The organism is Peribacillus sp. 05N428 (assembly GCF_056397085.1).
The window spans coordinates 1-20,778 of the sequence record NZ_JBFTMS010000034.1; the positions used below are offsets into that span (position 1 = coordinate 1).

Sequence of the window (20,778 nt, forward strand, 5' to 3'; positions counted from 1 at the left end):
CCAATTGGACATGGCGAGGTCCAAAAATGGCCTAACATAGTGGGCTCGTAGAGCCCCAATCTCCTAACTTCAGGCAAAAATTCAAAGGGAATCTCAAAAAGGGGTTCGGAATTTTTTAATTCCRAACCCCTTTTGTCTACAAACTGAAACACCTAGGCATTTTTAAATGCCTAGGTGTTTTTTATATTTCTTTCACAATCAATCTGGTTTTCAGCTGTACCGTTTCCCCTGAGCATAACTCCCTCAATCCAGTCAATTTTGCAGGCAAATCCAAATTAGGAGCATTCGTTACCCAAGTATATGGTTCAGGACAAACGAACCCCTCCTGATTGAACAATACCCAAAACTTAAAATGTTGATCGCCTTGATAAATGACTTGTATGCCAGCCTCTTGATCAGTGAGAAAGCACTCGTTTTCCGGATTTCTTTCCTTATCATAGCCAAATAAGTCATCAAATTGCCGGCCGTCCAAGCTAATACCGTTTTGGATTTCCAATGTATTGGCCGTTTCATGAATTACACCTGTGGGCAATGATCTTTCATTCAACTCCCAATGTTTATTGACGGGAAGGGATATTCTGCAATCCTCCCATTTACTCACTGCTCCAAATGGAAAATTGAATACAGTATGATAACCTGCTCCCCACGGAAAAGGTTCAATGCCTTTGTTGGTGATTTCCAATTGTATTTCCAATGTTTCAGCCCTTAAAGATAAAGACATATTCACAGTGATATCTTGTGGAAAGCTATCTTTTAGATCAAATTCACTGCTTGAAAATTCAGTATTAATGACGATTTCTTTCCCGTTCACTTCCTTTTTGCACACTTGCCAAGGCTTGTCATGCAAAAAACCATGTATATGATTGAATTTTCCCCTTTCATTGACCGGAAACTTATACACAGTCCCCTTATATGTAAATTGACCATCTTCAATTCGATTAGGAGGAAACAGGATAGGCATTCCGTATAAAATAGGAGCCTTTTTATATTCTTCCAGACTAACTGGAGTTCGCAGCACCTCAATATCCTTATGCTTGTACTTAAACGAAAGCAGATTGCTTCCTAAAGATGGCGCAAGTATCGCTTCCACTTTTTCATTGCCGAACTTTATGGCCTTTTCATTTAAAAAAGTGATATCTTCTATGTACCCTTTCACTTATTCTCCTCCTTTGACTTGAACATATATCCATCCTACTTCCACGGACCATTTTTTGCAACAAATGGAAAATATATTTCGTCCTTAATCTTTCTAAGTTTGAAATTATGTGTAATCGAGGATTTTGCTTAATTTGCTTTGCTATTTTTCTATTTTTCTTTTATCCTTTTCCTTCTCCCGGACGAATTGTAACTTTTTAAATAAAAAAGGATGCCGTAACGGCATCCTTTTTTACTTATCTATTACTTTCACTTACCAAAGCCACTATACCTTCATCATCATCCAAAACAAGTTCAATACCTGAGTATGGATCTTTATTCATATATTCATCCAGCCATAAACGAAGCGCTTCTATCAAGTTGATGGTGATTAACACTTGTTTCCGGCCATCGACAAACGTTTCCGCCGAAAAGCCATAATCATCATCATACATTAACTCCACTTCCACCTCATTAGGTTGTACCTGCTTTTTACGGGCAATGTAAACACAAACCGCATTGATGATATCTTGTTCGGAAATTTTTAGCCTCTCCATGGGTTTGGATCTTCTTTCTTCTTCTTATCTTTGAAATATGTGAATATTTTACGGATTACAACGATTAATACTACAATCGCCATCACGTTGATTAATAGACCAAGTATAGAACCAAGCATTCCCATATTGGCAAATAGGCTACCAAAAAGTAAACCTGCCAATCCTCCTAGCATAAGTCCTTTCATTAAGCCGCCTTTTGCGAATGTGTTTCCACTCTTGGCTTTATTGGCAGTAGTGGCATCGGATTTCTTCGTTTCTTTATTTTGGAAATTCGAATTATTATTGTTGTTGCTGTTAAAGCTTCTTTTTCCGGACTTGTAACCCCTTGCATCGACTGACTCCGTATGATCCTGGAATACATACGTGCCGACTGGCGAGAATGCTAGTGTAATTGTAAGTAATGCAGCCATAAATTTTTTCATCATGTTTTTTTGCCTCCGTTTAATAGTATGGAATGTTGTTTCATTATATCTTTTCCCAGATTAACTGAAAGTCCACATCACCTATCCTTGTTTTATCTTATAGTATTTACGTTGAAATTCAAAATAAGTTTCATTTTTTTTTGATTTTTTTCAAAAAAATAAGCAGGGGCATTTTCTCCCCTGCTTATTATTGAACTATTAGTTTACACGAACGACACGGCCGTTGAACTTACTTGCCCAATATCCGCTATCCATATTGGCAATTGCAACACCTGTTGAACTTTGGGAACCGATAAATTTGCCGCCGCCGACATAAATACCGACATGCCCATCAGTTTTATAGGTATTGAAGAATACTAAATCTCCAGGTTGTTTTTGACTGCTAGATACTTGACGTCCTGCACCTTTCAATGCATCCGTACTGGCTGGAAGGTTCACACCAGCTTGTTTATAAGCCCATGCAACGAATCCTGAACAATCGAAAAGACCGTTAGCGATATCGGATGCCGTTCTTCCGCCACCAAATTTATACGTGGAGTTACCGATATATTTATAACCTGCTGTAATGGCAGAGCCTGTATTTGCACTGCTTGGCTTACTTGATGCTTCAGTTTTACTTGCTGCAGGTTTAGCTGCAGAACTGTTTTTAGAAGAATTTGAAGATGATTCAGCTTTAGACGAATTTTTTGCCGAAGCCTCTCCTTTAGACGAACTTGATGATTCTTCGCTAGAAGAACTTGATGATCCTTCACTGGAAGAACTTGATGATTCTTCACTGGAAGCATTTGAAGAATTCACTTCTTCAGCAGCACGGTCAAGATCTGCTTTTTCCGATGCTTTACGTTCTTCCTCTTTTTTGATATTTTCACGAATGGAAGCTATTTGTGCTTCTAGACCAGCATCTTTATTCTCTAAAGATTGTTTAAGCGCCTCTGTTTCAGATTCTTTCTTTTCGATCTTAGCCTTCATATTGACAGTTTCAGCTTTTTGATCTTCAATTTGCGATTGCATGCCTTTAAGCTCTACTTCCATATCCTTAAGGCTTTGCAATTTCTTCTCAACGGTCGCTTGTTTTTTCTCTAAGTCAGCTTTATCCGCTTCCTGCTCGCTAAGAATCTGTTGGTCAGCTTCCACGATAGTGGCTACCGCCCCAACACGATTAACGAATTCACCAAAGCTTTTAGAACCTAAAACAACTTCCAGGTACTCAACGTCCCCGCCGCTCTCTTGGAAAGAAAGTGCGCGCTCTTTCAAGACTTCCTCGCGTTTTGCGATTCTTTCTTCCAACGCTTTAATTTCTTTCTTTAAAGATTCTATGTCTTTTTCGGTGTCTTTAATTTCTTGTTTAGTATCTTTGATTTTTTGATCATTTTCTTTCATTGCCGATTCGATCTGGGCAATATGGGCATTCATTTTCGATTGTTCTTTTTTCAATTGCTGAATAACTTGTTCTGCCTCTGAAATATCTGATTGTATTCCTGTACGTTGCGATTGAATATCCGTGATAGATTCAGCTTTTACAGACGGTATGGCAAAAGCGCTTCCTAATCCAAGCATAATTGTCGTGTTCAATACGATAAGTTTTTTCTTCAAACTCATTTCCCCTGCTTTCCTCCCCTTGCATTTCCATCGACCTACTTCTTTTTCTCTATGAAAAATGATTAGTCAAAATAAATTGCTGGGAACTCTTCTCTATTTTTTTTACTCTTTATGTAATCTTCTAAGGTTGAGATAATATTAAATACATTTCTTAAACTCTACTATGTTTTCATCTAAGTCGTAGTATATCATCAGATTTTGTCAAATACGTGATAACAATATTACAATTATATTTCAATTTTAACATTAAACATAAAGATTCGACTTTTTCACGTGATAAAACATCCAATATCTTACATAATCACCTTCAAATTTTGATGCAAGACTTTCTATCTAGTGTTTAGCACCAAGGGACCATGGACTATTGGCAGACAAAAACTTACCACCTGTGAATGCACGGTAGCCCTTTTGGAACAGATTACAGTTCATTTACCCTCCATACGGGAAGGTCCGCTGGCAGTCCCATAAAAAAAACCGCTCATCAGCGGTTTTTTCGACAATATTCGACCCACCCTTAAATTCCGGCCATAAAGTCGACAAAAACTTTCAATTCTTTCGGTCGGACGAATACCCTTTCCCCTTTGCTTATTTCCAGATTCATATATTGTTCCTTCGTCAGTTCGATTTCAAGCGGTTCGTTTGTATCCTGACGAATGACTTCTATCCGGACGATGGGGCCGATTGTATGGATGTGGTCAATTATGGATGCGATCGAATCCTTTTCCGCTGGTTCTCTTTCTATGATAAAGTTATGAGCCCTTACATAACCGGTGCCCGCTCCATCTTCACTGCCCGGGGCATTCATTTCTACATTGCCAGTAACCAATTTCCCTTTATGCACGTTGCCCTTGAATAAATTGACACTGCCTAGAAAATCATAAACAAAGGGATTTTCAGGGTGATCATATACTTCTTCCGGGGTTCCAATCTGTTCAATTTTCCCTTCATTCATGATTACGACCCGATCAGCAACATCCATCGCCTCTTCCTGATCATGTGTCACGAACACGCTCGTTACATTGAATTCGTCGTGAAGTCTTCTTAGCCAACGACGAAGTTCTTTGCGAACCTTGGCATCCAATGCACCGAATGGTTCATCAAGCAAAAGGATATTCGGTTCAACGGCAAGTGCCCTTGCCAATGCGACACGCTGGCGCTGGCCGCCTGATAATTGCGATGGATAACGATCTTTATATCCTTCCAACTTGACGAGCTGAAGCAATTCGGTAACCTTTTGTTCGATAACTTCTTTACTGGGCCTTGTTTTTCTGGGGCGAACCTTTAATCCATAGGCGATATTATCAAAAATCGTCATATTACGAAAAAGGGCATAATGCTGAAAGACGAAACCCACATTTCGATCTTTTACATGCTTATGCGTATAATTCTCTTCATTGAAGAGGATCTTTCCGCTCTCTGCCAGTTCAAGGCCCGCGATGATACGCAGTAATGACGTTTTTCCAGATCCGGAAGGGCCAAGCAGGGCTACGAGTTCACCGCTCTTTATTTCCAAATCGATGTTTTGGAGTGCTTGATAGGACCCGTAATATTTTGTAACATTTTCAATGATGATACTCATTTCATTCCTCCTAACTTGCTTTGGTCGATTTATAGTCCGTTTTCCATTCTATGAAGCTTTTAATGATCAACGTTATGATTGCAAAGATGGACATCAGGGATGCAACAGCAAAAGCGGCCGAAAATTGATATTCATTGTATAAGATTTCAATATGAAGCGGCATCGTATTGGTCATGCCCCGTATATGTCCCGATACGACCGATACAGCTCCAAACTCCCCAATTATTCTGGCATTACAAAGGATGATTCCATATAGAAGTCCCCATTTTATATTGGGAAGCGTCACATACCAAAATGTCTTGAACCCTCCCGCACCCAGCGTGAGTGAGGCCTCTTCTTCAGACGTCCCCTGACTTTGCATGAGCGGGATCAATTCGCGTGCAATGAATGGGAAGGTAATGAAAATGGAGGCGATGACAATCCCTGGTATTGAAAAGATCACTTTAATGTCAAAAGATTGCAGCAGTGGACCAAGTGCCCCATGTAAGCCGAACAGAAGGACAAAAATCAACCCGGCAATGACCGGTGATACGGAAAAAGGCAAATCTATCAATGTTATTAAGAAGTTTTTTCCCTTGAAATCATATTTTGTTATGGTCCAAGCGGCAACCACTCCAAATATGGCATTGAGCGGCAAGGTGATGAGGACAACGATCAATGTTAACTTAATCGCAGCCACGGCATCAGGATGGGCGATGGCCGCAAAATAAGCTTCGGCACCTTTTTCAAAGGCTTTTACAAAGATTGCGATTAATGGGACTACTAAAAACAAAGTGAGAAATAGCAATACAATGGAAATGAGGATCCACTGTATGGATTTAGGCTCTTTAGTTGCGTTTCTCGTAATAATGACTGGGTGATTCGCTTTTGCAACCACTGAATTATCATGTTCCATCATATCCCCCCTACTTCCCTGAATATCTTTTGCCGGTCCACCATTGTAAGATATTGATGGTGAACAAAATTATAAATGTAATAATGAGCATGACGGCTGCAACAGCTGTTGCACCTTCATAATCATACTGTTCAAGCTTTGTCATGATGATCAGCGGGGAAATTTCCGTTTTAAATGGCATATTTCCTGCAATGAAGACAACGGATCCATACTCTCCAAGTGCCCTCGCAAAAGAAAGGGCAAAACCCGTCAATATCGCAGGGATCAATACCGGGAAGATGATTTTAATGAATGTCTGCATTCGATTCGCCCCTAAAGAGGCAGATGCTTCTTCCATCCCTTTTTCGATATTTTCAAGCACCGGTTGAACCATCCGCACCACGAATGGCAGACCGATAAATATAAGGGCGATGATGATCCCTGCGGGAGTGAAAGCGACTTTAAAGCTGAAAAATTGCCCGATCCATCCGTTCGGTGAATACAAGGTGGTCAACGTAATCCCTGCAACGGCAGTCGGGAGGGCAAAAGGCAAATCAACCAGTCCATCGATGATCCTTTTGCCGGGAAACTCATAACGAGTAAGCACCCAGGCAATCAATACACCAAAAACTGCGTTAACAATGGCCGCAGTTAACGCTGTCAAGAAACTCAATTTATAAGAAGCGAGAACCCTCGGTTCAGTTATGGTCGCCCAAAAATCCTGGAACCCCATTGAAAATGTGTTTAGAAAAACCATCGATAACGGGATCAAAACGATGATGGTGAGATACAGCAGCGTAAAACCCATCGTCAATCCAAAACCGGGTATGGTCCTCTTTTTCGTCTGTTTACCTTCAGTCACTATATTCATCGCTTCGCCTCAACCCTTTTTCTGATTTATGAAGGAGAAGATGTTAAAGCCACACCTTCTCCTTCATGCTTACTGCTGTTGGTAAATCTCGTCAAATGTGCCACCATCATTAAAATGTGTTTCCTGGGCTTTTTTCCAACCGCCAAATGTATCATCAACAGTCACCATATCGATATTGGCAAATTGGTCTCCATATTCAGCGAGGTCCTTCTCATCCCTTGGACGATAGAAGTTTTTCGCGGCAATTTCCTGACCGGCATCCGTATACAGATATTTCAGGTAGGCTTCGGCCACTTCCTTTGTTCCTTTTTTCTCGACCACTTCATCGATAACAGCTACCGGTGGCTCTGCTAATATACTGATTGAAGGGTTGACGATTTCATATTTGTCATCACCGAATTCTTCCAGTGTTAAATAGGCTTCATTCTCCCAAGCGATCAGTACGTCACCGATTCCCCTTTCCACAAAAGTGGTCGTTGCACCGCGGGCCCCTGAATCCAGGACTTCAACATTCTGATAAAGTTTTTTCATGAAATCCTTCACTTTTGTTTCGTCATTATCGAAATTTTTCTCCGCATAAGCCCAGGCAGCCAGGTAATTCCACCTTGCCCCTCCGCTTGTCTTTGGGTTTGGCGTAATGACGGATACATTCTTTTTAGTCAGATCATCCCAATCTTTAATGCCTTTAGGGTTATCCTTTTTCACCAAAAACACAATCGTTGATGTATATGGTGTCGAGTTCTCCGGTAAACGTTTTTGCCAATCCTTCGCTAATAGGTTACTAGCTTCATAAATGGCATCAATATCATAAGCCAATGCCAATGTAACGACATCCGCCTCCAATCCGTCAATGACAGCCCTGCCCTGTTTACCAGATCCGCCATGTGATTGTTGTATCGTTACATCCTGACCTGATTCTTCTTTCCAGTGCTTCACGAACGCTTCATTGAATTCCTGGTACAATTCCCTTGTCGGATCATATGACACATTCAAAAGCTCTACTGACTTCGATGTTCCGTCCCCTTTCGTTTTTTCCGAGTTGCATCCAGCAAGTACACCGAAGGCTAAAATCAAACTTGTCAATAACATCAACTTTTTCATGAGCTTCCCCCTCTTTTTACAGCAAAAAAGGCATTCTATTTCCCTTCAATTATTTTTCGGGAGATAGTATGCCTTCAGTTCTCTGATCAGCAATTATTTTGATTTTTGTATATCCTTACCATAAAGCAAAGTTTACCAAGTTGTCAACTAGGTATTGCATGTCCCTTTAATTAAATTCATTCACATTTTGCAGGTTGAAAAATTCCCTAAACGAAAAGGGCTCGATCCACCGGGGAGATCGAACCCTTTTTAATACTTTGCCAACAATTATGAATTTGATGATTTTTGATAAAGCTTATTTTCCACGATATACTGATAACACTTATCGGGCAGTAAATATCGTGGTTCCCCGCCCATTGCAAATTCATCCCTTATATATGTAGAACTGATTTCCATGGAAAGGCCTTTATCAATAAGGTGAAATGTATTGCCATCATCATAATTCCTTAGCAATGGACTTTTGGATATGATTTTCAGCATATCGATTCCATTCCGAGCCATGACGATGAATTTATGATTGGCAATCAATTTTTCCCTGAATTTCCATCGTAAGTGTACCGGCAGCTCCTGATTATCAATATCTTCAAGTAAATCTGCACCCATTATGAAGTAAACTTCGTCTTTTGGAAATTGTGATTTAAAATATTCCATCGTATACCAAGTATATTGTTTACCCGTTCCGGCACGTTCATTCATTTCATAATCACTGACTTCGAATATCGGGTTGCCCCCTATTGCCAGCTCGAGCATTTGCCAACGGTGTTCATTGCTTGTTTTCATCTGTTTATCGATACGGCCATTTGCGCATGGTAAAAAAATCACCTTGTCCAGCTTAGCACGATGCGCAATGGTGGATGCTGTCCATAAATGCACATTCGTGACCGGATCGAAGGAAGATCCGTAAATCCCAATTTTGCCCATCCTATTATCCCCCTCATCAGCCTTTCTTTTTCACCACGGCCCTGACCGGGCTCCCGTCCCCTGCTTCCAATGCCAGCGGCAATGCAGCCAAATCGTACAGCCCAGGCTCCAGTCCATCAAGGACCAGCCCTTCGAGGATATGAATTCCACAGCCTGACAGTTTATTGTGGGCAGGCAATTCTTTGCTGTCGAGACAGTCGACTGAAGGTAAATCAAGCCCAAGGAGCCTAACCCCTTTATTTGCAAGGAAGGGAGCTAAATCTGGTTCAACCGGTGGAATCCATTCCGGAAAACGGCTAAGGTCCTTCCATTGACCTGTTGCCACCAACAACCGCCGGACCCCTGTCAATTCGATGCCTTCAAAAGCTTTAATGCCAATGCTTTCAGCTGCATCCACCTTTACTACGGTAGCAGTGCCAATATATAAATCAAGATCTAGTTCGATGATTTTTTTTCCATTCTCATCAAAATGATAGGGAGCATCAATATGAGTTCCTAAATGTGTACTCATCCGGATTTCCCCTACATTGACGGAAGACCCTTCAGCCATTGATGAATTCAGCCGATATGAATATTGCGTATCTCCTGGCCAGTATGGCGTATTTTCATTGAGGCGCTGAGAAATATCTAACCATTGATTCATGTGTTCACCCCTCCTTACAGTTTGGTCCTTAATGTCCAAAGCTCAGGAAAAAATGGCTGTTCGACCACTTTCTTCAGATAACTTACACCGGACGATCCGCCAGTTCCCTTTTTATTGCCGATGATACGTTCTACGGTGCTCATATGATTGAATCTCCAGAATTGTTGTTGACTTCCAATATCAACGAGTTTTTCGGCCAGCTCATACAAATCCCAGTAGTTATGCACATCACGGTAAACGGTCAGCCACGCGCTTTCAACACTTGCATTTTCCTGATAAATGACAGACCAGTCCCTGTTCAATACCGATTGATCAATGGGAAGCCCCCTTGCAGCCAAAGCCCCTATAGCCGCATCATAAATACTAGGTTTATTCAAGGCTGCCATCATCGACTCATGAAGCTCAGGCTGATGACGGAAAACGGCCAATATTTGCGAATTCTTTTGACCCATCGCAAATTCTATCAACCTGTTCTGAAATGATTGAAACCCTGAAGAGTTTCCTAGTTTCTCCCGGAATTCCATATAATCGGATGGCGTCAAGGTGGAAAGCACATTCCAGGATTGAACTAGTTGCTGTTGGATCCTGGCCACTCTGGATAGCATCTTAAAGGACGGCTCCAAATGTCCTGCCACAATATGATCAGTTGCCGCAGTCAATTCATGGATGATCAATTTCATCCATAATTCACTTGTTTGATGAATGATGATGAACAGCATTTCATCGTGATGGCCGGAAAGCCGATGCTGACTTGATAAAATTTGATTTAAATGCAGATAGTCCCCATAGGACATATCTTTTTCAAAATCAGTTACCATACTTTCTTCCAAACGATGTTCATCTCTTGGACCCTTATCCATACCATCCCTCTTTCCCTTTACTTTCTTTTGAATTTCGACATCAATAAATAAACGATGCAAAGAAAGATGAGCCAAGGAACCCCGAACTGGAGCACGATTTTAAATGGGCCAGTGAACCAGGTGGATACCGTCAATGCAAACAAAAGAAATGCACCAAGAATCGTTAGATATGGAAATCCATACATTTTAACCGGTAATTTGCGGCCCCCTGATTTCTCCCACCTCTTCCTGAAATATAAATGGGAAATGAACACCATGAACCAGGTTAGAATGGCTCCGAACATCGATATCCCCATCATGAATGCATATGAAGTATCCGGAAGCAGGACTTTTACTCCTGCAGCAAGAAATATTCCTAAAGTGGATATGAGAAGGGCCCTTAGCGGGACACCTTTCCTGCTCACTTTTTGAAATAGGGCTGGAGCCTGATGTTGCTCGGATAATGAATATATCATTCTGGTGGAGGCATATAATTGACTATTCATTGCAGATAAAGCAGCGGTTAAAATAATGAAATTCATTATCCCAGATGCCCCGGGGACATTCAGGATTTCCATTACCTTGACAAATGGGCTCTTATCAATACCGGCAGCTTGCCAGGGAACAATCATTAACATGATCCCGATAGTCAGTACATAAAAAGTGGCAAGCCTGAAGACAGTTGCCTTCAAAGCTTTAGGTACGGCTATATCCGGGTCCTTTGCTTCCCCCGCCGTCACCGCAATCAGCTCAGTTCCTAAAAAGCTGAAGAGCGAAATGAATATGGCGACCCAGAGCCCCCAAAATCCGAAAGGCATAAAACCTCCATCATTGGCATAGTTCTCTACACCGATCCCGCTTGAAGGTTCGGCGCCAATCACCACATAGGCCCCCAGTAGAATGAATATGACAATGGCGCTTATCTTGATCATTGAAAATACATACTCAAAATTGCCGAATGTATTGACACTCGTCGCATTTACATAGATTAGCAGTGCAGCAAAAAGGAAAATCCAAATGCTTCCAGGCACACCTGGAAACCAATATTTCATATAAACAGCGATGGCACTCACTTCGACACCAATGGCAAGTACATTCGCTATCCAATAGGAATACCTCACAACAAAACCCGCAAATGGACTTATATATTTTTCCGCAATGGTTCCAAAGGATCCCGATGTTGGATAGGCTACAGTCATTTCCGCCAAACATCCCATCAGCAGAAGGACAATGAATGCACCTATTGCATAGCTGATAAGTACACTTGGACCAGCCGTTGAAATCGCAAGGCCGCTGCCCAAAAATAACCCGGTGCCAATTGCACACCCCATGGCTATCATAGTGATTTGATTCGATGATAATTCACGTTGCAGCTTATTTTTCTCCATATGTTGCTCCCATTCTAGGCAATGATTCCCCTTTTATTTTCATAGTTTTCATATAATCTGCCGTCCATGATCTTCTTGAGTACCTGTACAGTTTCATAGACTTCCTGAAAAGAGGTATAAAGAGCGACAGGTGCTAAACGAATCATATTCGGTTCACGATAGTCGGGAATGATGGCCTCTTGTTTCAATGCTTTACATATTCTCGCAGCTTCTGGATGTTCAAGGATGATATGACCGCTCCTTTTTGATTCATGCCTTGGGTTCCCAATTTCAAATCCATATCCCGTTAATTCCGATTGTATTAAATCCATAAGATATTGAGTCAGCCTCAAGGATTTCTTCCGAACTTGTTCTATCCCCGCTTCCGCAAACATTTCAAGCGAGCCTAAAAGGGGAGCCATGCTTAATATATGGGGAGTTCCAATTTGAAAGGCACCTGCCGAATTGGCCTGGGTAAAGGTATGTTCCATAGCAAACTGCTTATCTTTCCGCGAGCCAAACCATCCAGCCAATCCAGGCTTCCTTGCGAAATGCTTCCGATTCACATATAACCCCGCTACACATCCTGGTCCGCCATTCAAATGCTTATAATTACACCAAAAAGCGAAATCCACCTCCCAATTGTCAAACAAATGCGGGATGGCACCCACAGAATGACAGGCATCGAATCCTATCATGATTCCACGCGCATGCGCTTCCTTCGTTAACCTTTCCATATCAAGGATCTGACCGCTTCGATATAAAACCATCGGAAGTACAATCAACGCTATTTCCTCGTTCATCTCTGCAATGATGTCATCTTCTTCAAGGAATTTACCATCTTGGCTTTTCACCTGAACCAAGTGTGCCGAAGGGTCAAGCCCATGCAATCGTAGCTGGCTTTGAAGTGCATAGATATCACTTGGGAAGGTCAGTTCATCCGCCAAAATCTTATTCCTGCCAGCTCTCGGTTCAAAAAAAGTGGCTGCAAGCTGATGCAGATTAGCCGTTGTCGACCCTCCCATTATCACTTCATCCTCTAAAGCTCCTACCAACGGGGCACTCAATTCACCCAATCTCTCAGAAAAGTAAAACCAGGGCTCTGCACCCTCCGTCCAGCCATCGATCCCATACTTTTTCCAATCTTCCAATGACTTCATTAAACTTTTCTCAGCCCGCTTCGATAAAAGTCCCAATGAGTTGCCATCCATATAAATCATCCCGGGGTTTAAATAGAACTCCTCTCTGTAAGAAACTAATGGATCTTCCTGATCCAACGTTTTCGCATACTCTTTCGTTGACATGAAATTATTGATATCCATGTTCTCCCCGCTTCCTTCCAATCCACTTTTTTTCACTTGTAAATCCCTACCCCTTCCCATGCCAACCTTATCATTCTGTCAGGATCTTTTTCAATATAATCCTTTTTATCAAAAATCATTGTGTAGTGGTTGATTTCATCATATTTCGGCCAAATTTCACCTTCCGGGGGGTTGGGGTTTCCATATTTCGCAAAGTTGACCCAATGGCCCTGCATTCTATGGGAAACCTTTAGGGCAGCTGACCTTGAACCATATGAAACAATCCGTTTCCCGAATGCCGAGTCGAAGGTCTGGAAAGCAAAAGGGATTTCCATACCATGTGTCGCCCCTAATTTACTTATGCGCATGGCCGCCGTTTTATAATCAAAACGATACATCCATGTTTTTTCAAAGCGGCTGTATGCCTCCGCATACCAAACCGAGGGAATATGGAATGTCGCATCACGGCCAATGCCTAGTACAGCTTCCTTTTCTGGGTAGTTTGTATAAGCATTCGTAATTCGCTCTTTCGCCTTCGGATCAGTATTTTCGAACATTTTATGAATCATCGCCGTATTAGTTGGGATTAACGGGGGGTCCATCTGATCGAATAATGTCGCTTCGTCCCTATTTGTTCCTATAAGCAAGGGTATTCCCCCTGCTCTTCCCGATCGAATCGAATCAAGTGGATAATCGGGCAGGAAGTCACCATCTACGACTGGTCCAAATGCTAGTGAGCCCGGCATTTCCTGTGAATTTTCCTGCAAGAGTTGGTGGGAGGCAGCGACAATCTCTTGAACTGGTAGTGTTTTTAATCGGTGGATTTCACCCTTTCCAATGCCCAATATCTTAAGGAACCTTTCACTGAATTGGCGCGCAAATCCTTTTCCGTAAACAGATGTCGGAGCAGGACTTTCTGCAATGGCCTGTTTAAAAAGCCCCCTCGCTGAAGGTACAGTAAGTAAAGTCGTCACCGCATTACCGCCAGCTGATTCACCAAATATCGTAACATTATCAGGGTCGCCGCCAAACGCTTCTATATTTTCTTTAACCCATTTCAGAGACGCAACTTGATCACGTAAACCTAAATTGTTTTCAAATATTTCCCCTTCACCTGCCAACTCGGTAAAATCCAGATATCCCAGTGCCCCCAGCCTATAGTTGATGCTTACCACGACTACATCTCCATTTTTAGCCAGTAAGTGACCATTGTACATATCAAGGGATCCAGCTCCTGTTATATATGCTCCTCCTGGAATCCACACCATGACCGGGCGTTTATTATCATCAGCTCTAGGCGACCAAATATTCAGGAACAAGCAATCCTCATCCATTTTTTCATTTCCGCTCATTCCTGTTCTTACCGCACGATCCATCGGCTGCGGGGGAACGGGACCAAAATCCACTGCATCCATGACACCGCTCCAATTATCAACTGGCTCCGGAGAACGGAAACGCAGTCCATCAATCGGCGCTTTCGCATACCTGACTCCACGCCAAACGCATATATCGTTTTCCATAGTACCTTGAAGATGTCCTTTTACCGTCGTAACTATTGATCCAATCATTCCCACTCACCTCTTCATATAGTAGTAGATATGTAAGTTCTTCTTTTTCCATTCCCTTATATCCTTCATCTTTATCGAAAAAAGATCTATGGAGTCCGTTCATCCGAAATAAAGGAATGCCATTGTATATAAAGCTCCGGTTATCCTCAGGAGTTTGAATTGTTATTTTAAATAATGGTTTTCAAATGACCCGTTCAACAAAAAAAGACCCAATCAGGTCTTTTTTGTTGAACTCGGCAAAAATCTTAGGCAAGCATGGCAAGGATACTCAATAAAGAGCTGCCCCGAACGGAAAGCTGCTGTGCAGCATATGTTAATTGCTGTTCATCGAGCTGTTCCAATAAAGGCTTTAATTCCAGCAATTCATTCTCCAGGCCTCTAAGGTCTGTAGATAGCTTGTCCACCATCAAGAGCACTTGCTCAGAATCAACAGTGGTTTCAGACAAGACTTGTAACCGTTCCTTGATTTCAGTCAAAGGCATATTCTGTTCTTTATACCGATTAATCATTTGAAGTCGATTTAAAGCATCTTCTGTGTAATACCGATATCTTGACCCAGTTTTTTCATAGTTCAGCATTCCTAATTGTGTGTAATAGTCAATGGTTCTTCTCGAAACATTCGCAAGTTCAGCAAGCTGGCCAATCCGATATACATTCACCCAGATAGTCACCTTCTTTAAAAAATCTACTGTTAACGATACTATAACACATCTATCCAAAAAGGTGACTTCAAGATGAAACTATTAGACTACTTTATCCGAATTGCCCTTCAGCTGGTTCTTGGCAAAATACAGGGCATCTTCTTTCGATTTAAAAAAGTGCTGTTTTTCTATTTTATGATACAACCCAGTGCTGAGTAACAATTCCTTTGGTTGCTGCTGAATTCCGGAAATGATCAATTTCCCCTTATATTTTCGAATGCGATTAACGATCGCCAATAGTGCTGCCTCTGCTGAAGTGTCCATATATGTTACCCGGCGCATGCTTAATACCAACACTTTCGTCTTATTATCCAAGTTAGCCAATATCGATGACTCCAGGACGTCTATCGAACCAAAGAAAAGAGGTCCTTCCAAGTTATACACATTGATCTTTGAATCCGAATTATCAATTGGAACAATCTCGGTAATCTCATGACTTCTTTCCCTAACCTTTAACGTGTGGCTCATTTTTGCAATAAAGGTGATGAATGCAATCAATAAGCCGATTCCCACTCCCATGATTAAATCAGTGAAGACAGTGATGAGGAAGGTGACTAGCAAAACCGCAGAATCCGCCGTCTTTGTTTTCAATACATGAGCGAATTCCTTTCTTTCACTCATATTCCAGGCAACAAACATCAATATGGGTGCCATGCTAGCCAACGGTATATGCGCTGCATATGGGGAAAGCACCAGCAAAACCAGTAAAACGACAATTCCGTGAATGACTCCGGACATCGGGGAGGCTGCCCCGCTTTTTATATTGGTAGCGGTCCTGGCGATTGCTCCTGTTGCAGGTATCCCGCCAAAGAATGGGGTCGCGATGTTCGCAATTCCTTGCCCAACCAACTCTTTGTTACTATCATGCTTGGTACCGCCCATGTTATCCGCCACGGTAGCGGATAACAATGACTCGACACCGCCTAACAAGGCAATTGTAAAAGCAACGGGAAGGAGTGTGATAATGACTTCCACTGAAAGCTCCGGTGCTTGGAATTCCGGAAAACCTCTCGGAATCGCTCCATACGTGGAACCAATCGTAGCCACCTTATCGGGAAATAAAAGGTAAGCTGCCATTGTTGATATTAGCAGACCCAGAAGCGGTCCTGGCACTCGTGGCACAAACCTAGGTGCCAGCAGTATGACGACAAAGCATATGATCGCAACGATCACACTGTATAGATTGATCGTGTCTGCTTTAATCACCAGCTCCTTCATGTTATCCATGAACGCTTCATGTTTTTCCACTTTCATACCAAAGAAATTGGCAATTTGCCCTGAAAAGATTATTATCGCAATTCCTGTTGTAAATCCAATGATGACGGGACGGGGAATGAACTTCATCAAATTACCTAACTTAAGAAGACCCATCAGGACTAACATGATCCCCGCTAAAAACCCGGCAATAAGCAGGCTTTCATACCCATATTGCATAACGATTCCAAATAATAAAGGAACGAACGCCCCGGTCGGCCCTCCAATTTGATATTTGGAGCCACCCAAAATCGAAATGAGAATACCAGCGATGATGGTCGTATATAACCCATATATCGGTTCGACGCCTGAAGCAATTGCAAAAGCCAGCCCTAAAGGAATGGCTACAACCCCTACGACCAATCCTGCCGTCACGTCTTTTTGAAAACCCTTCATGTTATATCCTTGAAATCTAGAATCTTTTATCATCTTTTTCAAACTCACATCCTTAGTCGTTTTTTAAGATTGGAATCTAGCATCATCACGAAAATGACATTCTTTCATTTTAGAGGGAGTTACTTGTTTGAAATTAATCTAATTATTGTAGGCATTTTTCAACGGGACAATCTAAGCGGGGGACTTTTCAAAACTAAGAAATAATCGTCATATATAATCTCCTTTTGTAAGGTTATTTGACATGGTCTCGACCACGCTTCAACATTATACAGTAAAACGTAAAACTGTACATTGTTAGAAATGTTAACATTTGTTTACAACTTTTTGCATATTTTTACATTAACATTACAATCCGGGACCATTTTTCCAGTCTAGTTAATTTGAAGCCGGAGATTCAGACTACGAATCAGGAGGTTTGAACTTTGGACTAATTCCTCATACCGGAAACTTAATCAGTGAACAATGGAAAAAGCATGTTTTGAGGAAGATTGCTCAAAACATGCTTTGCCCTAATACACACTTTCAGTTACAGCTCTTCTCCTCTCGTCTCGATAATATGCTTATACCAATGAAACGACAGCTTCTTTTTCCGTTTTAACTGATCATGATGATCCACGTAAATAAATCCGTACTGCTTCTTATACCCGTTTAACCAACTTAAAAGGTCAATGACAGACCATGCGTAATACCCTTTTAAATGGATGCCTTCGTTGATTGCACGTTTAATCACTTTTAAGTGCTCCTCAATATATTTAATACGGGGAACATCCACTATTTCACCATCGATAATCGGATCCTCATCACCAAGTCCGTTTTCTGTAACATACATTTTAATATCACCGTAACGTTCTTTTAACATATGCAAGCCATCTAAAAACCCTTGGGGTGAGATTTCCCAGCCCCATTTTGTATAGGTTTTATCTTCCATTTTCACGGTCCGATAAAAGCCATCAAAAGACGGGTTCCCTGGAGCCAGAGTAGATGTTTCTCTTGAATGCTCCATGTTTGAAACGGCTTCCAGGTTTTTTTCCACCCGAATGGGCTGGTAATAATTGAGTCCAATAAAATCATTTTTCTCCGCATTCCTTTTTAACGTATCCAGTTCTTCTTCTGTCCAACTTGGTGTCCAGCCTCTCTCCTTCAATTGCTCAACCACATAAGCTGGATATTCTCCTTTTAAAATTGGGTCATAATACCAAAAGGTTTCATATTCATTGGCATGCCGAGCAGCTAATACATTCTCATGTTTGTCATCAGTACTATAAGCTGGCAGGAATACATGGGTAATCCCAATTTCACCGTAATGATTCAGTGCCTTGTATACCTCTACCGCTTTGGCATGTGCATAAAAAACATAATGTGTCGCTTGAAAGTATTTATTTTCATCGTTTTGGATTCCAGGCGGGTGCGCTCCTTTTAAATACCCTAAACCGCAAAACATAACCGTTTCATTAAACGTGATCCAATGTTTGACGCGGTCTCCGAATGCGCGAAAACAAATCTCCGCATACTTGACGAATGCTTCAGCTGTTCGCTTATTCGTCCATCCCCCATCTTGTTCAAGCGTCAAAGGCAAATCCCAATGATACAGCGTAACAAATGGGACAATCCCATATTTTAAGCATTCATTAATCACATTATTATAAAATTCCAAGCCTTTTTCATTGACTTCCCCATCACCTGTTGGCAAAATACGGGCCCATGAAATGGAGAAGCGATATGATTCAAGTCCCATCTCTGCCATTAATTTAATATCTTCTTTGTAACGATGATAATGGTCTATCGCTACATCCCCATTTGTACCTTCAAATGTTTTCCCCGGAATCTTTGAAAAAACATCCCAATTCGTTATGCCTTTACCATCTTCATCCCATGCTCCTTCTATTTGAAAAGAAGCAGAAGCTGCTCCGAATAAAAAATCGTGTGGAAATTTCATTAAAAACCCTCCCTTTTCATACCTGCTTATTAAATTGATAATAATATATTTTATTCATTGGTACAAATATTATTTTTAGTTCACGTAAAACATAAGCCTTATAGATAGTATTTACTATCACGGAATGATTAAATCCAGAATTCCGCTGAATCAATCTCTCTTTTTCTAGCAAAAGATGATCGATACTTAGTAGCATATGAACATACAAAAACCCGTCCACCTTTTGAGGGACGGGTTACACATATTAAAGATTTAGCAATCATTCCACAACCGGGAGCCAGCCTTTTATCCCGATCAACTTTTCCCAAAGCGGATCTGGAATGACCAGTTCATGCTGATCTTTTTTTGAGAGGGTAGTCCGTATTTCCGCTTCTTTTCCAGACCTGATTTTTTCAATCCAATGCGGTTCCATAAGAAGTTCACGGCCAAGGGCGATAAAAGGGACCCCCGTTTCCATGGCTTCTGCAACTTCATCGGGTGCATGCAGTGATCCTACACCGACCACCGGGATACGATTACCTACTTTATCGTAAATTTTAACGATGCGCGACTTTGTCCTATCACTCTCACGGAATGAGCCATTCCAGAAGTGACCTACCGATATATGTAGATAATCCAGGTTTTGATTCGCTAATCTATCAACGAATTGAATCGTATCATCTAAAGTGATTCCAGGATTGCTGCCTTCTTCAGGAGAAAGGCGGTAGCCAATTATAAACGGCTTTTCTGCATGCTCGGCAACCGTTCTCTCGACTTCATTCACAATGGTTAGCGGGAAAATCAATCGTTTTCCCAATGTTCCGCCCCATTTATCTGTACGGCGGTTCGAGTGTGGCGAGAAGAATTGTTGAAGCAAGTAAGTATTGGCACCATGGATTTCCACACCATCGAAACCTGCTTCGATGGCCCTTCTTGTTGCTTCGCCAAATGCCTTAATAACGTCTTGTATTTCATCTTCACTCATTTCCCGCGGTACAGGTGCTTCCTCGCTGGAAGCAATGGCACTTGCAGAAACAGGTTGGTTATCAGGCAATAATTCCGGCGGACTTTGACGGCCTCCATGATATATTTGCAGGATTGCTTTTGACCCGTTGGACTGAATCGTTTCAGCTAGTTTTCTCAAGGATGGGATAAAGGAATCGTCATCTGCACCTAGTTGGCCTGGGAATCCCTTGCCTCCAGCAGATACATAGGCACATGCCGTGACAACCGCACCTACACCAGCCGAGCGCTCAGCGTAATAGGCCAGTTCATCATCGGTTACAACCCCTTGGTCATCCGAAGAATAAGTGGTCATAGGAGCCATCATGATACGATTTTTCACTTCTACCCCTGATGGAAATATATATGGTTGAAAGATCTTTTCGTATTTTTGATTCATGCCAATCCTCCCCCTTTACTATTAGTGGTGATGATGTCCATGCGGTTCTTTAGAAGGATTCGTGATTTCAAAGCCTTCTTCTGGAACATAAAAATATTTAATCCAGACACCATCCAGAAATTCTTCACGTGAATCAAGCAAAATATCGATATCTTTATCTGTTTTTACGATTTCATCATATTCTGCCGGTGTATCCAGCTTCATGTCATAATGGGCATGATCACCATGCATATGGGTGATATATACACGAATCATTTTCCCTTCGGCTTCTTCAGTGCTCAGCATTTTTTGTAAGACCTTTGCTGCATTGCGATTTATTTTACAATTCATGTCC

The 20,778-nt window shown here is 41.6% G+C and carries 19 protein-coding genes; all 19 read right to left on the minus strand.

Features of this window, described 5'->3' with window-relative positions:
* Positions 1-181: 181 nt before the first annotated feature.
* The 19 genes from AC1DIV_RS22950 to AC1DIV_RS23040 all read right to left on the minus strand — a co-directional run bounded on the left by AC1DIV_RS22950 (position 182) and on the right by AC1DIV_RS23040 (position 20,774).
* Positions 182-1,156 (minus strand): aldose 1-epimerase, encoded by a 975-nt coding sequence (locus AC1DIV_RS22950; RefSeq protein WP_340875403.1) that lies wholly within the window; start codon positions 1,154-1,156, stop codon positions 182-184.
* 235 nt (positions 1,157-1,391) lie between these two features.
* A complete protein-coding gene (locus AC1DIV_RS22955; protein ID WP_340875400.1) occupies positions 1,392-1,691 on the minus strand; it encodes a YxcD family protein in 300 nt (99 codons plus the stop codon).
* Positions 1,679-2,113 carry a hypothetical protein gene (locus AC1DIV_RS22960; protein ID WP_340878474.1) on the minus strand — a complete coding sequence of 145 codons (435 nt, stop codon included), beginning with the start codon at positions 2,111-2,113 and terminating at the stop codon, positions 1,679-1,681. The genes AC1DIV_RS22955 and AC1DIV_RS22960 overlap by 13 nt, the downstream gene beginning before the upstream one ends.
* 198 nt (positions 2,114-2,311) lie before the next feature.
* Positions 2,312-3,712, minus strand: coding sequence for a C40 family peptidase (locus AC1DIV_RS22965; protein WP_340875397.1), 1,401 nt, complete (start codon positions 3,710-3,712; stop codon positions 2,312-2,314).
* A 514-nt stretch (positions 3,713-4,226) separates the two neighbouring features.
* On the minus strand, positions 4,227-5,291 hold the full coding sequence (locus AC1DIV_RS22970) for a sulfate/molybdate ABC transporter ATP-binding protein (RefSeq protein WP_340875395.1): 1,065 nt from the start codon (positions 5,289-5,291) through the stop codon (positions 4,227-4,229).
* Between the two features lie 10 nt (positions 5,292-5,301).
* On the minus strand, positions 5,302-6,186 hold the full coding sequence (gene cysW / locus AC1DIV_RS22975; protein WP_340875393.1) for a sulfate ABC transporter permease subunit CysW: 885 nt from the start codon (positions 6,184-6,186) through the stop codon (positions 5,302-5,304).
* A gap of 10 nt (positions 6,187-6,196) precedes the next feature.
* Complete coding sequence (gene cysT / locus AC1DIV_RS22980; protein ID WP_340875391.1) at positions 6,197-7,036, minus strand: sulfate ABC transporter permease subunit CysT; 840 nt, start codon at positions 7,034-7,036, stop codon at positions 6,197-6,199.
* Positions 7,037-7,105: 69 nt separating this feature from the next.
* Positions 7,106-8,137, minus strand: a complete 1,032-nt coding sequence (locus AC1DIV_RS22985) for a sulfate ABC transporter substrate-binding protein (protein ID WP_340875389.1) — start codon at positions 8,135-8,137, stop codon at positions 7,106-7,108.
* A 267-nt stretch (positions 8,138-8,404) separates the two neighbouring features.
* Positions 8,405-9,058, minus strand: a complete 654-nt coding sequence (gene nadD, locus AC1DIV_RS22990) for a nicotinate (nicotinamide) nucleotide adenylyltransferase (protein WP_340875385.1) — start codon at positions 9,056-9,058, stop codon at positions 8,405-8,407.
* Positions 9,059-9,074: 16 nt separating this feature from the next.
* On the minus strand, positions 9,075-9,701 hold the full coding sequence (gene kynB / locus AC1DIV_RS22995) for an arylformamidase (RefSeq protein WP_048682948.1): 627 nt from the start codon (positions 9,699-9,701) through the stop codon (positions 9,075-9,077).
* 14 nt (positions 9,702-9,715) lie between these two features.
* Entirely contained in the window at positions 9,716-10,561 is an 846-nt protein-coding gene (kynA, locus tag AC1DIV_RS23000) for a tryptophan 2,3-dioxygenase (RefSeq protein ID WP_340875380.1), read from the minus strand.
* Between the two features lie 17 nt (positions 10,562-10,578).
* The gene (locus tag AC1DIV_RS23005; protein ID WP_340875376.1) at positions 10,579-11,928 is read right to left on the minus strand and encodes an amino acid permease; all 1,350 of its coding nucleotides are present in this window, start codon (positions 11,926-11,928) and stop codon (positions 10,579-10,581) included.
* Positions 11,929-11,942: 14 nt separating this feature from the next.
* Positions 11,943-13,229 carry a kynureninase gene (gene kynU / locus AC1DIV_RS23010; RefSeq protein ID WP_340878473.1) on the minus strand — a complete coding sequence of 429 codons (1,287 nt, stop codon included), beginning with the start codon at positions 13,227-13,229 and terminating at the stop codon, positions 11,943-11,945.
* Positions 13,230-13,261: 32 nt separating this feature from the next.
* On the minus strand, positions 13,262-14,776 hold the full coding sequence (locus AC1DIV_RS23015; RefSeq protein ID WP_340875372.1) for a carboxylesterase/lipase family protein: 1,515 nt from the start codon (positions 14,774-14,776) through the stop codon (positions 13,262-13,264).
* A 245-nt stretch (positions 14,777-15,021) separates the two neighbouring features.
* Positions 15,022-15,435 carry a MerR family transcriptional regulator gene (locus AC1DIV_RS23020; protein WP_052137486.1) on the minus strand — a complete coding sequence of 138 codons (414 nt, stop codon included), beginning with the start codon at positions 15,433-15,435 and terminating at the stop codon, positions 15,022-15,024.
* Positions 15,436-15,519: 84 nt separating this feature from the next.
* Positions 15,520-17,160: a SulP family inorganic anion transporter gene (locus AC1DIV_RS23025; protein WP_260088914.1), complete on the minus strand. Its 1,641-nt coding sequence runs from the start codon at positions 17,158-17,160 to the stop codon at positions 15,520-15,522.
* Between the two features lie 493 nt (positions 17,161-17,653).
* Positions 17,654-19,063 carry a GH1 family beta-glucosidase gene (locus AC1DIV_RS23030; protein WP_340875371.1) on the minus strand — a complete coding sequence of 470 codons (1,410 nt, stop codon included), beginning with the start codon at positions 19,061-19,063 and terminating at the stop codon, positions 17,654-17,656.
* Between the two features lie 259 nt (positions 19,064-19,322).
* Positions 19,323-20,444: an NADH-dependent flavin oxidoreductase gene (locus AC1DIV_RS23035; RefSeq protein ID WP_340875369.1), complete on the minus strand. Its 1,122-nt coding sequence runs from the start codon at positions 20,442-20,444 to the stop codon at positions 19,323-19,325.
* Positions 20,445-20,465: 21 nt separating this feature from the next.
* Positions 20,466-20,774: an iron-sulfur cluster assembly accessory protein gene (locus AC1DIV_RS23040; protein ID WP_057278928.1), complete on the minus strand. Its 309-nt coding sequence runs from the start codon at positions 20,772-20,774 to the stop codon at positions 20,466-20,468.
* Positions 20,775-20,778 lie beyond the last annotated feature (4 nt).

Bases quoted from the DNA above. Each gene is read 5' to 3' on its own strand.
- cysW (WP_340875393.1), bottom strand. From the start codon at position 6,186: ATGGAACATGATAATTCAGTGGTTGCAAAAGCGAATCACCCAGTCATT.
- AC1DIV_RS22960 (WP_340878474.1), bottom strand. From the start codon at position 2,113: ATGAAAAAATTTATGGCTGCATTACTTACAATTACACTAGCATTCTCG.
- AC1DIV_RS23030 (WP_340875371.1), bottom strand. From the start codon at position 19,063: ATGAAATTTCCACACGATTTTTTATTCGGAGCAGCTTCTGCTTCTTTT.
- nadD (WP_340875385.1), bottom strand. From the start codon at position 9,058: ATGGGCAAAATTGGGATTTACGGATCTTCCTTCGATCCGGTCACGAAT.
- kynU (WP_340878473.1), bottom strand. From the start codon at position 13,229: ATGGATATCAATAATTTCATGTCAACGAAAGAGTATGCGAAAACGTTG.
- AC1DIV_RS23035 (WP_340875369.1), bottom strand. From the start codon at position 20,444: ATGAATCAAAAATACGAAAAGATCTTTCAACCATATATATTTCCATCA.
- AC1DIV_RS23015 (WP_340875372.1), bottom strand. From the start codon at position 14,776: ATGATTGGATCAATAGTTACGACGGTAAAAGGACATCTTCAAGGTACT.
- AC1DIV_RS23040 (WP_057278928.1), bottom strand. From the start codon at position 20,774: ATGAATTGTAAAATAAATCGCAATGCAGCAAAGGTCTTACAAAAAATG.
- cysT (WP_340875391.1), bottom strand. From the start codon at position 7,036: ATGAATATAGTGACTGAAGGTAAACAGACGAAAAAGAGGACCATACCC.
- AC1DIV_RS23005 (WP_340875376.1), bottom strand. From the start codon at position 11,928: ATGGAGAAAAATAAGCTGCAACGTGAATTATCATCGAATCAAATCACT.
- AC1DIV_RS22985 (WP_340875389.1), bottom strand. From the start codon at position 8,137: ATGAAAAAGTTGATGTTATTGACAAGTTTGATTTTAGCCTTCGGTGTA.
- kynB (WP_048682948.1), bottom strand. From the start codon at position 9,701: ATGAATCAATGGTTAGATATTTCTCAGCGCCTCAATGAAAATACGCCA.
- AC1DIV_RS23025 (WP_260088914.1), bottom strand. From the start codon at position 17,160: ATGATAAAAGATTCTAGATTTCAAGGATATAACATGAAGGGTTTTCAA.
- AC1DIV_RS22955 (WP_340875400.1), bottom strand. From the start codon at position 1,691: ATGGAGAGGCTAAAAATTTCCGAACAAGATATCATCAATGCGGTTTGT.
- AC1DIV_RS22965 (WP_340875397.1), bottom strand. From the start codon at position 3,712: ATGAGTTTGAAGAAAAAACTTATCGTATTGAACACGACAATTATGCTT.
- kynA (WP_340875380.1), bottom strand. From the start codon at position 10,561: ATGGATAAGGGTCCAAGAGATGAACATCGTTTGGAAGAAAGTATGGTA.
- AC1DIV_RS22970 (WP_340875395.1), bottom strand. From the start codon at position 5,291: ATGAGTATCATCATTGAAAATGTTACAAAATATTACGGGTCCTATCAA.